Here is a 14564-nt window from a genome sequence, read left to right as displayed (position 1 = left end):
ATGCGAACAGACTGCGGATGCGGCTGCGGTGGCGACGCCACCCGGACCTCCGCCTTCGTACGTCCTCGCTTCTTCGCAGGGCAACTGCTGACCGAGGACGACCTCAGCCTGCTGGTCGAGTACACGACGGCGAAGCGCAGACTCCACAACCGCTCCCTGTACGGGCCCGGCGTCATCTGCGGCCTCGGCGTCACCTGTGACCCGTGCGGCGGCGGAACCGTGGCCGTCCACCCCGGGCACGCCCTCGACTGCGCCGGGAACGACATCGTCGTCGCCTGCACCGAACGCGTCGACGTCACCGCACTGGTGCAGGAGCGGCGCGTGCAAGCCCTCGGCGTGGAATGTGGGGAAAACTGCGGCAGCGACGCCGACGAGGGCGGCCGCCGCTACGGGCTCTACGTGCAGTACCAGGAGCTTCCCGTCGAACCGGTGGCACCGTACGCCACGGAAGAGCCCTGCCCCTCACCGGGATGCGTGCCGTCCAGGGTCCAGGAGGGGTACCGCTTCGTCGTCAAGTGCGACGACTTCGAGGACCACCGCCACAACCCCGGCACCCGGCTCCTCGCGAGCATCGGCGGCCTCCCACGGGCCGACCAGGCCCGCACCCGCGACCGGCGGCTCGCGTTCTACGCCGACGCCCTGACCGCCGCGTCGACCGGCACCGGCCGGACCTTCCGCTTCGACGCCGCCGACGCGCAGCGGTACGCCACCGCGCTGAAGTGGCTGCGCGACAACGCGGGGGGAGAGGGGACGCCGTCCCCGCCGACGGTCCGCGAGATGACCGAGCACGTACGCGGGCTCGCCGCCGCCGTCGCCCGGTTCGACACCTACGACGCGGCCGGTCAGGACCAGCTCCGGCAGAACTACCCGGACCTCGCCACCGTGCGGGAGGCCCGCGGCGCCCTGGGCACGGCGTGCGAACGGCTCCGCGGCGCGGACATGGAAGCCGCGTGGCCCGACCCGCTGCGCCGTACGATCGCCCGCGCCGTCGTCACCGAGACCGCCGCCCGGGTCGTACCGGAGCGGGGCGACCCGGACGCGCCACTGGAAGTGCGCATGCTCGCCCAGGGCCTCCCGCTCGGCCACGCCCTGCGGGTGGAGTTCCGCGCGGACCTCGGCCTGATCCGCGAATGGCTGCTGTGCCGCCTTGACCTGTCCGCCGACGTCGTCGACTGCACGCTGCGCCACGACATCGCCACCGCCGACGTCCCGCCGCTGCTCCCGGCCCCGCCGCCGGACAGCACCGAGAAGGCCACTGTCGCCGAGGTGCAGCAGATCGCGGAAGCGGCCACGATGCTGGCCACCGCGCTGCGCCGGTTCCTGACCGACGCGGCGTGCGCCACGCTGAACCCGCCGTGCGGCGACTGCACCGACACCGACGTCCTGCTCGCCCATGTGGAGCTGGAGGGCTGCGATGTCGTACGGGTCTGCTCCGCCACCCGGGAACAGGTGCTGCCGGGCGGTTCGGCCTACGGCGAATGGCTGCCCAAGCTCTACCGGCTGCGCGAACTCGCCGAGCGCGTGTGCTGCCGGCCCCTGCCCGTGTACCGGACGCTGCCGCTCCCGACCGAGGGCCCAGTCGCTCGCCCATACGCCGACGGTCTGCTCGGCGACTGGCCGCGCACCGGGGACCTGGAGGAGATGCTGTCCCTGCTGCTGACCCCCGCACCCGGCGAGACACCGCCCAAGGCGCTGCACGAACAGGTCTACACGACCCCCAGCGAAGTCACCGACAGCATGCAGGAACTCGCCAGGCTCAGGACACAGGTCGCCGATCTCACCGCCGCCGTGGAGGGCCTGCGCGCCCACATGGGCAGCGCGCAGACGCAGGTCACGCACCTACAGGAACGCCTCGCCGATCGCGAGGGCACACCGGACCCCGCACCGGACTCCTCACCGGACCAGCCCCCGGACGCAGGCGCGGGCGCGGGAGCGGACCAGGCGGTCGACGGCGCCGCCGAGCCGCCCAAGCCCCCGGTCAAACGCACCCGGTCGCCCCGCTCCCGTAACCCGAAGTCCGGTGAGACGCCATGACGGGCCCGCTGCGCCCCGCCTTCCACGAGGGGCAGGTACTGGCCGCCGCCGACCTGTCGGCCACGGTCGAGTACGCGCGCGGACCGGCCGCCCGGCACGCCCGGCACCTGCACGAATGGGGCATCGCCGAAGGGCTCGGCCTCGTCACCCAGCCCCGTACCGACCCGGCCACGGGCGTCCGTTACGTCGAGGTGAGCGTGTCGCCGGGGGTCGCCGTCGACGGGACCGGCCGCGAGGTGGTCGTCACCGATCCTGTGGTGCTGCGCGAGAGCGACTTCGACGAGGTCAACGGCGCGGATCAGCTCACGATCGAGCCCTACCCGGTCTTCCTCACCGCCGCCGACCGCGAACCGGGCGGGTCCGCCGCTCCGGTCTCCTGCTCCGGCGGCGCCACGAAGACCCGGGTGGAGGAGTCGTACCAGCTCCTCTTCGGCCGCCTCGGCGACGAGCGGCTGGTCGCGGAGCAGCAGCCGCCCGCGATCGGCACCCCGCTGGCCGATCCGCCCGTCCGCTGGCTCATCCTGCTGGGCTACGTCCAGTGGACGGACGGCCACTTCAGCGGCGTCGTGACCGAGGCGCGCGGCGTCGCGGCGCGGTTCGTGGGCGTGCGCGCGGACAGCGTCTCGGCCGCGTCAGGCGAACTGACCCTGCGCACGGCCCCGGCGGCCCAGGAGGGCAAACCGGCGCTCGTCCTGTCCGGCGGCGACACGCCGAACCTGGTCTTCGGCCTGTACCAGGGCGGCGGCACCGTCGCCCCGCTGATGACCGTGGCGGCCAACGGCAACCTCACGATCGAGGGCAGCTTCAGCGGCGGGCCGCAGGCCGGCAGCACGCTGGTCGTGTCCGGGACCGCCACCGACGGGATGCTGCTGCCGCTGCCGTCCGGCGTCACCCCGGACCAGGTCGCCGACGGACGGGTCGTGCTCCACGTCCATCTGACCCCGCGCACACCGCCCCTGGCCGACACGGCGCTGTACAGCCCGGTGGAGACCGCCGTGGACGGCGATCGGCGGGTCCGGTGCCGGGTGCGCGTGTACGACCCCGTCGCCGCGCCGGGGGAGGTCGTCGACCAGCCCGGGGCGGCCGACTTCCTGGTGGTGGCGACGGTCGCGGCAACGAACGGCGGTGGCTGACGATGACTCTTCACGTGGTGTACGCGCTCGGCACCGGTCACGTCCTGGGCTCCCTGGCCCAGACTGGCGCCGACGACCCGGCCGACGCGGCCGCACTCGTCGGGCGCGCGCTGCCGTTGCGCGTCTCCCTGAGCGACGGCAGCGTCACGACCCTGCCGCTCAGCGCCGGAAAGCTCGGCGTGGCGGCCGTGGACGACGAACCCGGAGCCCTCACCGATCCGTTGGCCTTCGGCGTCGAGCTGGCGTCCGAGGACAAACCCAAACCTGAGCTGGTGCGCCTGGCTGCGTGGGACGACGATGTCGCGCTGGCCAAGGACGGGATAACGATCAAGGTGCAGGTCCCGGCCAACCGCATCACTCCCGTGGTGGCCCTGATCTCCGACGAGCAGGACACCCATGTGCTGACCGGGGAGATCCCGGCCCAGCAGACCCAGGTGAAGCTGCCGGTGACCCTCACCGCGGGCAGCGAGCACGGTGTTCTGGTGCTCGCGGCGGGCTGGTCGGGTCACTTGGGAAGGGAGAAGGTGACATGAGCGCCCCCACCGCGCCGGCCATCGGCGGGACTGGCGAGACCGGCGACATCACGGTGCACCGCTGCACCGTGACGGTCGTCCGGCGCGGTGGGTGGAGCTGGGGCCCCGATCCACGCGGCTTGGTCCGCCGCGTGGTGGATTCCCTCCCGGAGCTGCTGGCGGACCACTTCGCCGAGCGGCTGGCGGCCGACGGGCCGGATGTGGAGATCACCGAACCGCTGATCGTCACCGTCAGGCCGGGCCGTAACGGAACGCTTCACCAGGCCACGAACGGTGGGCCACCCGTCGAGGTCCACTTCGCACCGGTGCCGATGGTGGAGATACCCGCCGACGCCGACGCCAGGGCCGACACCGACGCCCTATCGCTCGAGGACTCCTTCGCGGCGCCGCCCGAACCGTGGACCGCCCCCGGCGCCGCCGCGCTCTTCGCCGAACTCGCCGAGCGCGGCGAACTGGACGCGCTGCTCGCGCTGCTGCCGGACGAGTCCGTACGGGCGTATCTGCCCGCCCTGCTCGGCGCCGACGACACGACGGCTGCCCGGCTGCTCTCCGAACTCGTCGGGCGAGCACTGGCCACCGGGCCCGCCGAGGCGCTGCCCGAGCCGTTGCGTACCGCGGTCGCGGGCACCGACGCCGCCGACCTGCCCCGGGCACTCGCCGCTTACGTAGCGTCCGCGGACCCCGAGGAGACTGTCCGACTCGCCCGGACCCTGACCGACCCGCCCGGCCCGTCCGCCCAGGAACCGCCCGCCATCGCCACGGCGCCGCCGCCTCTGGCCCCGGGCGCCACCGCGATGGCGCCTCGCACCACCGGCGAGGTACGGGTGTGGTCCGCGCTGCCCTTCCTCCTCGCCGGGCCCCTGGCACGCATCGGCTACCTCGACACCATCGGGCCCGCCCTGGCAGGTCTCGAGCTCGCCGAGGACGCACCGCTGTTCGCGGTGGCCCTCGCGTACAAGGTGCTGGGCTCCACCGCGCGGGGCTGGCGCCGCACCGAAAGGGACACCGAGGCCGCGGCCGCCTTCGCGGGCCTCCACCCACCCGTCGCCGAGGAGCAGCTGACCGCCTTCGCCCGCCAGGTGCGCCCGGCGCTCCCGGTCCTCGACGGCGTCCTCGCGCTCTCGGTGTGCCGCGGCCACGACCCCGCCGACCCGCTCCTGATCACCGGCGCGGACGACGCGCTGCTCCTCGTCGACGCCCAGGGCATGTTCCCCATCGCCTGGGCCGCGGACGCCGCCGGGCTGCTGCCGTACTGGCAGGCGTGCGGGCGGCCGACCGTACTGCTCTGTGACGGCCCCCTGCCGCCCGGCACGCTGCGCGACCTCGCCTCGGCTGGGGTTCCGTTCCTCACCGGCGTACGCCCTCTGCGCGGCGACCCGGCGACGCGGCTGCCCTGGCGCACACCCCTGTGGGCCGCCACGGGGACAACCCCGGACCCGCGCTCGGCCGCCGAACTCCCCACCCACGCCGAACAATTCGCGGCCATGGTCACAGCCCTGGTCGCCGAGCGCCGGGCGGTACCGCTCGCGCCGGACGGCGGCCTGGAGCACACCGTCACCCTGGCCGCGGCGCTCGGCCTGTCCACGGTCGCCTGGACGCTCTGGCGCGACCGCGAGACACCGGATCCGCTCCTGGCCCTGCACCGGTTCGCCGACCTGGAGGCCACGGTGCGGTTCGAGCCCGCGGCCGTCCGGGTCCGCGTACCGATGGGACGGCGCCACGCGGACCTCCTGCGCGGCGGCCTGCTCGCCGACGTGCCCGACGTGGTCTGGCTGGGCGGCCGGACCCTGACCTTCTCGGCCGGGTGAGGAGACACATGGGCGAACCAGCGGTGGAGCACCTGCGGATCCGGCTGGCCGACACCCACCGGGCCCTGCGCGCCGCCGTCGAACGGCAGGCACGGCTCGCGGCCCGGCTCACCAGGCCGGACCTCACCCCGTACTGCGTCACCGACGAACAGGTCGACGTACTCCTCGGAGAGGTGCACGCCTTCACCGACACCATGGCCGAACCGTACGTCCCCCGGCAGCCGGAGCCGAACGCCGAACGCGACCTGCGGCGCCGCGCGTCCGCCGAGGGCACGACCCTGCCCCTGGACGCCCTCGCCACCCGGTTCGGCCTGACCCGCGCGGAACAGGACGCGCTGCTGCTGGTCGCCGCGCCCGAACTGGACCGCGGCTACGAGCGGATCTACGCCTACATCGTGGACAACCTGAACCGCCGCCTCCCCAGCGTCGAACTGCTCGTGACCGTGGGCGCGGGCCCCGGCGTGGACAGCGCACCGGCCCGCCTCACCCTCCGCCGCGCTCTCGGCCCGGCCGCGCCGCTGCGCCGCTACGGCCTGCTGCACGCGCACGGCGAGTGTGCGGTCGAACTGGCCCAGGAACTGATCCTCGGCCCCGGGGTGCTGGACTTCCTGCTGGGCTGGGGCGGCGACGTCGGACTGCTCGGCCACGACCCCGGCGAGGTCGCCCCGCCGGAACCGCGCGTGCTCTCCCCGTACCTCTCGTCGGACGAACTCACCCGGCTCGGCCGCGCCCTCGCCGCGGGCGACATCGACCTGGCCGGACTGTGGGGCTGCCCGCCCGACGGCCAGCTCGACGCCGTTCAGGCGCTGGCCCAAGCCGCGGGAGCACCGCTGCGGACCCTCACCGCCGACCCCGAGGCCGACCTGCGCACGGCCGCCGCGCTGGGCGCGGTGCTGTGGATCCCCACCGACGACCTGCACGGCGAGCAGCGGCGGCCACACGCCGACGCGATCTCCACCGCGCTGCTGCGCTCCCGCGTACCGGTGTGCCTGACCGGCCTGAAACCCTGGCGCCCGGCCGGCCTGCTCGCGGCCCGCGCCTACGCCGAACTCACCGTCCCCGTACCAGGCTTCACCGACCGCCGCGCCATGTGGTCGGCCGCCCTCCCGGAGCTGAACGGCACCCTCCTCGAAGACCTCGCCGTCCGCTACCGGATGAGCGCGGGCGAACTGCGCGCCGTGGCCTCGGTCGCGGACGCCGGGGCCCGCCTGGCCGGCAACGGACGCCCGGAGCCGGTCGCCGACCACGTCGAACCCGCCATCGCCACCGTCACCCGCGGCCGCAGCGGCAGCGCCGTCCACTCCATCGCGCCCCGCCGCACCGTCGACGACCTGGTCCTGCCCGACGTCCAGTTCCGCCAGATCCTCGAAATCGCCTCGGCCTTCCGCGCCTGGCCCCGGATCGCCGAGAGCTGGGGCTTCGCCCGCCGCTCCGGGCACGGCGGGGTCAAGGCCCTCTTCACCGGAGAGCCCGGAACCGGCAAGACCATGTCCGCCGAGATCGTCACCGGCATGCTGGGCCTGGAACTGCTCAAGGTGGACCTCGCCCAGGTCGTCTCCAAATGGGTGGGGGAGACGGAGAAGAACATGGAGACCGCGTTCCGGCAGGCCGAGGAGAGCCACGCGGTCCTCCTCTTCGACGAGGCCGACGCCCTGTTCGGCAAGCGCGGCGAGGTGAAACACGGCACCGACCGGTACGCCAACCTCGAAGTCGGCTACCTCCTCCAACGCCTGGAAGCCAGCGACGGCCTGGTGATCCTCACCAGCAACCTCAAGGACAACATCGACCCCGCCTTCACCCGCCGCTTCCACTTCGTCGTCCACTTCCCCCGCCCGTCCGCCCCCGAACGCCGCCGACTGTGGCGCGTAGCCTTCCCCGAAGAGGCCCCCCTCGCCCCCGACGTGGACCTGGACGCCCTGGCCCGCCTCGACATGACCGGCGCGGGCATCACCGCGGCGGCCCGCACGGCCGCCCTCTCCGCCGCGGACGCCGACAGCGCTACGATCGGTATGCGCCACATCGTCCGCGGCGTGGCCCGCCAGTTCCAGCGCGAGGCCCGCCTCCTCCGCCCGACCGAACTCGGCCCGCACGCCCACCTGCTCGACGACGGAACCTCGGGGTGACCCAGATGCTGCCCACCGAACCCCCGCTCTCCCTGCACCGCCTGATAGCTCCGGTCCCCCCGGCCCGAACCCCGGAGACCGCGACGGCCACCCGCCAGGTGCCGGCTCCCGCCCCCGCGAAGCCGCATACCCCCTTCGAACGCCTCCTCGTGGCGGGGCAGGAGCAGGTGGGCAACGCGGCGGTGGCGGGCGCGGTGGCTCAGGCGAGGCCTATCGTGCCTCCGGTACCCGACTCCGTTGCTCAATTGCCTGCGGGTGGAGTTTCGTTGAGGGCATGGACTCTGCTGCGCAATTCGCTGCGAGGGTAGGGCGGGTCCGCGAGGATCGTTCCTGAGGTCGCTTCTCTGTCGTACTGAAACGTGAAGTGACGCAAGTCCAGTCGGAACGAGCCGTCCGGCTTGAGGTCGATCAGCCGCTCCCGGATGAGTGGCGCGTAGCGCGGCGTGCCGTAGGGCGCCAGGCCCATCAGCTTGTACTCGCCCGAGTCGACCTTGAAGCCGCAGAAGTACGTGAACGCCGAGTACTCGGCGCCGGAGGGGGCCCTGAGCACCGTGTGCAGGGTGTCGGCAAGGGCTGCCTCGGCCAGCGCAGCCGCCTCCCGAGGCGTGTAGGGCGGGGTGAGCGTGCGGTGCGGGTGTACGGCCGGGACATACTGTCGCGCCGGGCAGCGGCCGACGGTGACGTCCGATCGGTTCAGCGAATGAAGTCGACCTCTGGGTAGTGGCGCGAGGGGCCGTCGAGCAGGTGGCTGTTCCGATGGCGCAGGTGCTTGTCGAAGAAGGCGGCGACATAGGTGCGTTGGACCTCGATGGAGCGGTTGGGGTCGATCGTGCCGAGCGCCTGCTGCATTACTTCCGGGGTCATCCCGAATGCGACCGGCGCCTGGGGGAACAGGACCTGGTTGTCGACGAAGGAGTTGTGCCCGGAGCCGTGCAGCTTCAGGTCGAGCCGCTCTCCGTGCAGGTTTTCCCAGAGCCGCGCCCAGCTCCCGTCGGTGTTGCGGTTGTGGTGCTCGGAACTGAACAGCATGTAGGGGCGGTCGAGCCGCTGGTGTTCCGACGAGCCGAAGAGCTGGCCGTCCAGGTTTGCGCCGGCGTCGATCCTGGAGTCCGCGTGCATGGCAGCGGCCACCGATCCTCCGCCGAGGGAAGCGCCGAACATCCCGACGTGTTTCGTGCTCGCGGCCTGGGTCAGCCCGTGGGGAAGCGGCTTGTGTTCCACATCCGGGTTGTGGCCGCGGGCGATCTCGGCCAGCTGGTCGATGACGAAGTGGGTGTCCGCAGCCCGGACGTCGATCAAGTCGCGCGATTTGGTGCCTGGCGGCAGCATGCTCGCCTCATGTCGCCCGCCAGGGAACACCACATCGCCGGTGTCGTGGGTGTGGTCGATGGTGACGACCAAGTAGCCGCGACTGGCCAGGTCCTGAACCAGTGTCGTGCCCGTCGCACGGTTCCCACGGCCGCCGGGCGAGTACAGCAGCACCGGCAGCTTGCCGGCCTTGCGGTCGACCGGGGCGCCGGTGTGCCCGGCAGTGGTGGGCAGGGTCACCCCGCCCGGCAGCACCTGCTGGCTGTTGGGGAGAAGTGCGGCGGGATAACGGGAGGTGTGTGTGGCCGGGTACCACAGCGAGACCATCAACTCGCGCTGCTGCCCGGGCACCCACGGATCCATGCGTTTTGCATCGCGCAGGTGGAGGTCGACAGTTCCGACGCCATGGCGCCCGGTCGGGGCGGGGAGAGTCAGCTGCCCCGGGGCCGGTGTCGCGTCCAAGGCTGCGGCCTGGCCCGGGGGTTGTGCCGCGTCCAAGGCCGCCGCCCGGTCCGGGGCCGGCGCCGCGTCCAAGGCCGCCTGGCCCGGGGCTTGCGCCGGGTCATCCAAGGCAGCTGGCGCAGTCATGGGTGTACCAGCGCTCTTCCCGGCGGCGACAGCCGGCGCGACTCCGGCGCCCAGGATGACGGCCAGCGCCCCAGTGGTGCCGGCGACCCGGGCTCGTAACGGGCTGTGACGCCTTCGTGCGTGTTTCATGGGCAGTCCTTCTCCATGAGGGCGAACACCGTGTGACCGGCGGTCGGTTGGCGCTCATCGTAATAGGTGATTTGCCATTGCCAAGCCAAGATCCCTTGTTTATGCGGAGAGTTCTTATTACCGCACAGTTGGTGATGCGGCGCCGTCGGTGCTTTTTGAAGTTACGCGGCGTCGCTCTCGTGCCCTGCGCCGTCGTCGGCCGTACGGCCGGCCTTTCCCGTGGATCCGTATGCACGTGGACCGACCTTCGACACGCGGAATGTGTCGCGGAGTTGAGCATGCCGAGTGCCAATGCGGGATACGTGCGGGAACCCGCCCTGGCGTGCGGATGCTAGTGGTCAGCGCCCTGCGCTCGGCATCCTCGTGACAGTTACAGCGGCACGGAATGCGACGTCGGAGCGAGCATCAGGAACCGGCGATTAGCTCTGGAGGAACGTCTCGACGCGGCGAGCGCGCCGGCATTCGGGCTCGCCGAGTTTCGACCCGGGCGTCGGCTAATTCGCCGCCACCGGGATGACGCGGAGGTCTAGAAGTGGCCATTTCCTCGGTCGATTTGAGTGCAGAGGTTCCGTATGTTCCGTGTACAGGGAAGCGCCGCGAGCAAACTTGTGATTATCGTGTGAACGCAGTTCGATACCGGTCGAGTTGCCACCCGTTCATCCCCCCACGTGCCGAGAGGAGGCTGCCCTGCACCCGGTTGCCCACGCGCCGCGTCGACACCGTGCGCGACGCCGCGCCGACATGCCTCTGCTCGGAGGTGTCCGCCCGCCGATCGCCGCACTGCTCTGCGCGCTGCTGACAGTTGCCGTCTTTCCCACACTCGGCGTCGGCGCCATTCATGAGCAGGAGGTCCCCCAGGCGGTACGCGACGCGGAACGCCGGATCGCCGAGGATGCCGCGGACTCGTTCAAAACGTCCGTCGATGTCAGGGCCAGGGCAGTGCGTCGTTCCGCCGCGTCGGTCAGAGCCCCCGCGAGCGGTACTCCGAAGGCGACGCTGCGGTCCCTCCTTCCGGCCGGTCCTCAGGTCCGGGGCGGTGTGCTGCTCGCCCCGCACACCGGCAAGCCGCTCGCGGGCGGCGGTGAAGCGGTGCCGCTGACCGGGGTGGACACGGCCTCCCTGACGCGGTCCCGTGCCGTCAACATCTCGCCCCAGCTGATCACTTCGCGCCGCACCGGACCGCGACTCTTGTTCTTCGCCCGGGTGGCTGTCCCTGCTCCGGACCCGAACCAGGACGACAAGCCGGGCCAAGCACGGGACCTCGCGGGGGAACAGGGCGACGGTGCACGCGAATTCCTGCTGGTCGTCTCGGAAAAGGTCCCGGCCCTCGCGGTCCACGGAGACGGGCGCACCGCTCAACTGGTGGGGCGGAACGGAAAGGTGCTTGCCACCACCGCCGCCACTGGTAAGCCCCTGACACTCGACGCCAAGGACCGCGCCCTTCCCTCCGCTGCCACGGACGCCGGTCTGCACACCGGTGACGCCTCCGGCAGCATGCTCGGCCGCGGTCACGACGGGCTGCGCAGGGTCGCGGGTTGGTCATCGGTCGCCGCGGTGGACGGCAAGGACGACACCTTCGGGGCGGGACTGACGATTCTCACGCTCAGGGATGTGACTCCGGCGAAGGGCGGAGCCGACCACACAGGGTTCGCCATCGTGGCCGCGGGCGCGTTGGTGGTGATCGCCGTGCTGGTCACTCTGGTGCTGTGGGTCACCGTGCAGCGTCCGCTGCTGCGGCTGCACCTGTCCGCTGCCCGCCTGGCCAAGGGCGCCGGAGAAATGCCCGGAGTACGCGCGGAGTTGGCGCGGCCGGTGGCAGCCGGCGCGTTCGCCGAGCCCGGCAGGGTCGGCCGGGCGCTGGAGTCGATACGCCGCCAACTGCTCGGCCAGACGGGACCGGAGCCTGTGCGACCGGTGCGGCGCCGCCCCGGAGTCCGGGCTCTGGTCCTCATCTGCACACTCGTGATCGCCGCGTGGGGAGTGCCGCTGCTGTTCCTGCTCAATCGCGTACCGGCCGCCCAGGCCGTACCGGCAGCCGCCGTCGCCGACCAGCAGGCCCGCACCGAAGCCACCGCTGAGCGGGTGCGGCAGTCCCTCGGCCGGAGCCACGCCGACCTCACGGCGACGGCATCAGCCATCGCCGGTGCGCCACGGGAGCGGGCGGCGCAGGTTCTGCGACGTGAACACGCCGACCATCCCACGTACCGATCGCTGTACATGCTGGACCACACCGGTGCCGTCGTGCTGCGAGCGGGCAAGGAGCCGCTGCGCACCTTCGTCCCTCCCCCCGGCGACGGAATCACCCAGGTCAATACGTCAGGCAAGATCCCCGCGATCGCCGCCTACGTCCCGATCCCGACGGCCAAGAACGCCAAGAATGCCGGCAGAGGCGGGGACGCCGCCTCGGCCGTAGTCGTCGCAGAGATCGGCGTTAACGCGCTGAACGACCTGGTTGCCCGGCCGGGGCTCGGCAGAGTGTGGCTGACCGACGAGCACCACAAAGTGCTCGCGGCAAGCGTCGGCTTTCAAGCCTTCCAACCGCTTCCCAGCCGCGCCCTCACCCGTCTGGTGGCCAAGACCGACGCGGCACCCGGCGGCGCGGGCAGCCCGGCATCGGCCGTCCTCCACGCGGGGACCGCGCCGGGTGCGGGCCCCTCGGTCGCGGCCGCCGCGCCACTGGCACAGACGGGACCGGCCGCCGGCCTCGGCTGGCGGGTGGTCTCCGCCGAACCCGCCGCAGCGCTCAAACTGGCGGCATATCAGGTCCAGTCACGCACCATGCTGGCCGGGCTGCTCGCCCTGGCCGCGGGAGGCGCCTGCCTGAGCTGGCTGCACATCGTGGTGGTCAGACCGCTGCGCACCCTCACCAGATGCGCGGAGCGGCTGGCCGACGGTGACCGCCGCACCGTGCTGTACCCGGTCCACCACGACGAGTGCGGTTCGGTCACTCGCAGTCTGGAACTGCTCCGGCAGGCGCTGGTGGAGCGGGACCGCGATGGCGGGCGAGCTTACGTTGCCTCTGTCCCCGCCCCATCGTTCCAGCGCGGCAGCGCACCATTGCAGTGAAGGATCAACCGACGTGCTTTTCCTCTATGTTGTCCTGCTGCTGAGCTGTGCCGTGCTGCTGATCGCCGGCGTGCTGGAGCAGCGGCGCCACTACGCCGCGCTGACGCAGATCCCCACTCGGGTGCTGGTCAACGGCATTCGCGGCAAGAGCTCGATCACCCGGCTGTGCGCGGGGGCGCTGCGCGGCGGCGGCCTGGTCACCGTGGCCAAGACCACCGGCACCGCCGCCCGGTTCATCCACCCGGATGCCACAGAGGAGCCGGTGTACCGGAAGTTCGGCATCGCAAACGTCGTCGAGCAGATCGGCATCGTCCGTCGCTCGGCGGCCTACCGGCCGGACGCTCTGGTGATCGAGTGCATGGCGGTGATGCCCGCACTTCAAGAGGTCAACCAGGAGAAGCTGATCCGCTCCACCATCGGTGTGCTGTGCAACGTCCGCGAGGACCACCTCGCCGAAATGGGCCCGACGCTGGACGATGTGGCCCGCTCGCTGTCCCGGTCGATGCCGGTCGGCGGGGTCTGTGTCACCGCCGAGCAGGAGCGGCTGCACCTCCTCAAGGAGGAGGCGGACAAGCGGAGGTGCCGCCTGATCGCGGTCGATCCGGAATCGGTCTCCGACGAGGAGCTGCGCGAGTTCAGCTGGTTCACCTTCAAGGAGAACGTCGCCATCGCGCTGGCCGTGGCCGAACTGCTCGGCGTGGAGCGGGCCACCGCCCTGCGCGGGATGTGGGACGCGCCACCGGACCCCGGCGTGCTCTCCGTCGAGCGCTACCGCACACCGGACGGCAAACGGCTGCGCTTCGCCAATGTCTTCGCCGCGAACGACCCCGATTCGACGTTGATGAACGTCCGTCAGCTGGAGGAGCTCGGTGCGATCCGCCGCCCGCTGAACGTGGTCATCAACTGCCGCCCGGACCGGGTCGAACGCAATGGGCAGATGGGAGCGATCGTCCCCGACCTGGCCCCGGACACGGTCTTTCTCATCGGTCATCCGACCAAGAGCGCCCGCGACGGTATTCCGTCGGGCTGGTCGTCGGCCCGGGTGGTGGACCTGGGCGGCGACCGGCGCGACGCGCAGGAGCTGACCCGCGCCGTTCTCGCCGAACTGGCCCCGGATTCCTCGCTGGTGGCCGTCGGCAACATCCACGGCCAGGGCGAACTGTTCCTGGAGCACCTCAGCAGGCTGCCCTCTGACGACGCCGACGAGCCGCTTCCGGTCGCGCACCCGCCCGAGCCGGAGCCGTACAGCTGGGTCGCCTCGCTGAACGACCCGACGTCCGGGCCGCCTCTCCCTGGCCCCTCCGCTGCCCATGCCGACGCGCTGCACCAGCCGACAAGGAACCCGCTGTGATCCCCGTCAACGTCACCCCGCAGACCATCGCGCTGGGGATAGCCCTCGGCCTGGTCTTCTCGCTGGTCTGCTATCTGACCACCAATCTCTCTCCCGGCGGCATGATCACCCCCGGCTGGCTCGCGCTGACCCTCGTCACCGATGTGGTCCGGGCCGCGATGGTGATCGGCGTCACGGCGCTCACCTTCGTCGCGACCAAGATCCTTCAGCGTCATGCAATCCTTTACGGGAAGCGGCTCTTCGCCGCCGTGGTGCTGTCCGCAGTGCTGCTCCAGACCACGGTGCTGCTCGCGCTCCAGCACGAGTTCCCGCTCCTTTACACCGCCCAGACGCTGGGCTTCATCGTGCCCGGCCTCATCGCCTATCAGTTGGTCCGCCAACCACTGGCCGCCACCGTGATCTCCACCACCGCGGTGACCCTCGGCACGTATGTGGTGCTCGTTGCCGGGCTACTGCTGGGGGCCCTGCCCATCGGCTGAACGAGCCGCACG

9 protein-coding genes and 1 pseudogene are annotated in these 14564 nt (G+C 71.8%); 8 read left to right on the top strand and 2 right to left on the bottom strand.

Translation table 11 applies throughout. The features are described from left to right. The 5 genes from ACZ4XD_RS28370 to ACZ4XD_RS28350 are packed head-to-tail and all read left to right on the top strand — an operon-like array spanning position 1 to position 7631. The gene (locus ACZ4XD_RS28370) at positions 1–2034 is read left to right on the top strand and encodes a hypothetical protein (protein ID WP_468046685.1); all 2034 of its coding nucleotides are present in this window, start codon (positions 1–3) and stop codon (positions 2032–2034) included. Further along, entirely contained in the window at positions 2031–3167 is a 1137-nt protein-coding gene (locus ACZ4XD_RS28365; protein ID WP_468046683.1) for a hypothetical protein, read from the top strand. The genes ACZ4XD_RS28370 and ACZ4XD_RS28365 overlap by 4 nt, the downstream gene beginning before the upstream one ends. Before the next feature lie 2 nt (positions 3168–3169). Next, positions 3170–3700, top strand: coding sequence for a hypothetical protein (locus ACZ4XD_RS28360; protein WP_468046681.1), 531 nt, complete (start codon positions 3170–3172; stop codon positions 3698–3700). Next, complete coding sequence (locus tag ACZ4XD_RS28355; RefSeq protein WP_468046679.1) at positions 3697–5508, top strand: hypothetical protein; 1812 nt, start codon at positions 3697–3699, stop codon at positions 5506–5508. Before ACZ4XD_RS28360 ends, ACZ4XD_RS28355 begins: the two co-directional genes overlap by 4 nt. A gap of 8 nt (positions 5509–5516) precedes the next feature. Then, the gene (locus tag ACZ4XD_RS28350) at positions 5517–7631 is read left to right on the top strand and encodes an ATP-binding protein (RefSeq protein WP_468046677.1); all 2115 of its coding nucleotides are present in this window, start codon (positions 5517–5519) and stop codon (positions 7629–7631) included. A gap of 334 nt (positions 7632–7965) precedes the next feature. Here ACZ4XD_RS28350 and ACZ4XD_RS28345 read toward each other — a convergent pair. Together ACZ4XD_RS28345 and ACZ4XD_RS28340 are read right to left on the bottom strand one after the other, a co-directional pair. Beyond that, a pseudogene (locus ACZ4XD_RS28345) lies at positions 7966–8163 on the bottom strand (carbamoyltransferase N-terminal domain-containing protein); the annotation flags it as partial. A gap of 161 nt (positions 8164–8324) precedes the next feature. Next, positions 8325–9527 (bottom strand): alpha/beta hydrolase family protein, encoded by a 1203-nt coding sequence (locus tag ACZ4XD_RS28340; RefSeq protein WP_468046675.1) that lies wholly within the window; start codon positions 9525–9527, stop codon positions 8325–8327. 870 nt (positions 9528–10397) lie between these two features. On the opposite strand from ACZ4XD_RS28340, the gene ACZ4XD_RS28335 reads away from it, so the two are divergent. The 3 genes from ACZ4XD_RS28335 to ACZ4XD_RS28325 are packed head-to-tail and all read left to right on the top strand — an operon-like array spanning position 10398 to position 14552. Next, a complete protein-coding gene (locus ACZ4XD_RS28335) occupies positions 10398–12722 on the top strand; it encodes a HAMP domain-containing protein (RefSeq protein ID WP_468046673.1) in 2325 nt (774 codons plus the stop codon). A 13-nt stretch (positions 12723–12735) separates the two neighbouring features. After that, entirely contained in the window at positions 12736–14073 is a 1338-nt protein-coding gene (gene pgsB / locus ACZ4XD_RS28330) for a poly-gamma-glutamate synthase PgsB (protein ID WP_468046671.1), read from the top strand. After that, positions 14070–14552 (top strand): poly-gamma-glutamate biosynthesis protein PgsC/CapC, encoded by a 483-nt coding sequence (locus tag ACZ4XD_RS28325; protein WP_468046669.1) that lies wholly within the window; start codon positions 14070–14072, stop codon positions 14550–14552. Before pgsB ends, ACZ4XD_RS28325 begins: the two co-directional genes overlap by 4 nt. The last annotated feature ends 12 nt before the right edge of the window (positions 14553–14564 follow it).

The organism is Streptomyces sp. NPDC029466 (genome assembly GCF_055574515.1).
This window is presented reverse-complemented; position numbering and strand designations above follow the sequence as displayed.

Coding starts and splice junctions, on each gene's coding strand:
- ACZ4XD_RS28370 (WP_468046685.1), top strand. CDS start 1: ATGCGAACAGACTGCGGATGCGGCTGCGGTGGCGACGCCACCCGGACC.
- ACZ4XD_RS28365 (WP_468046683.1), top strand. CDS start 2,031: ATGACGGGCCCGCTGCGCCCCGCCTTCCACGAGGGGCAGGTACTGGCC.
- ACZ4XD_RS28360 (WP_468046681.1), top strand. CDS start 3,170: ATGACTCTTCACGTGGTGTACGCGCTCGGCACCGGTCACGTCCTGGGC.
- ACZ4XD_RS28355 (WP_468046679.1), top strand. CDS start 3,697: ATGAGCGCCCCCACCGCGCCGGCCATCGGCGGGACTGGCGAGACCGGC.
- ACZ4XD_RS28350 (WP_468046677.1), top strand. CDS start 5,517: ATGGGCGAACCAGCGGTGGAGCACCTGCGGATCCGGCTGGCCGACACC.
- ACZ4XD_RS28340 (WP_468046675.1), bottom strand. CDS start 9,527: ATGACTGCGCCAGCTGCCTTGGATGACCCGGCGCAAGCCCCGGGCCAG.
- ACZ4XD_RS28335 (WP_468046673.1), top strand. CDS start 10,398: ATGCCTCTGCTCGGAGGTGTCCGCCCGCCGATCGCCGCACTGCTCTGC.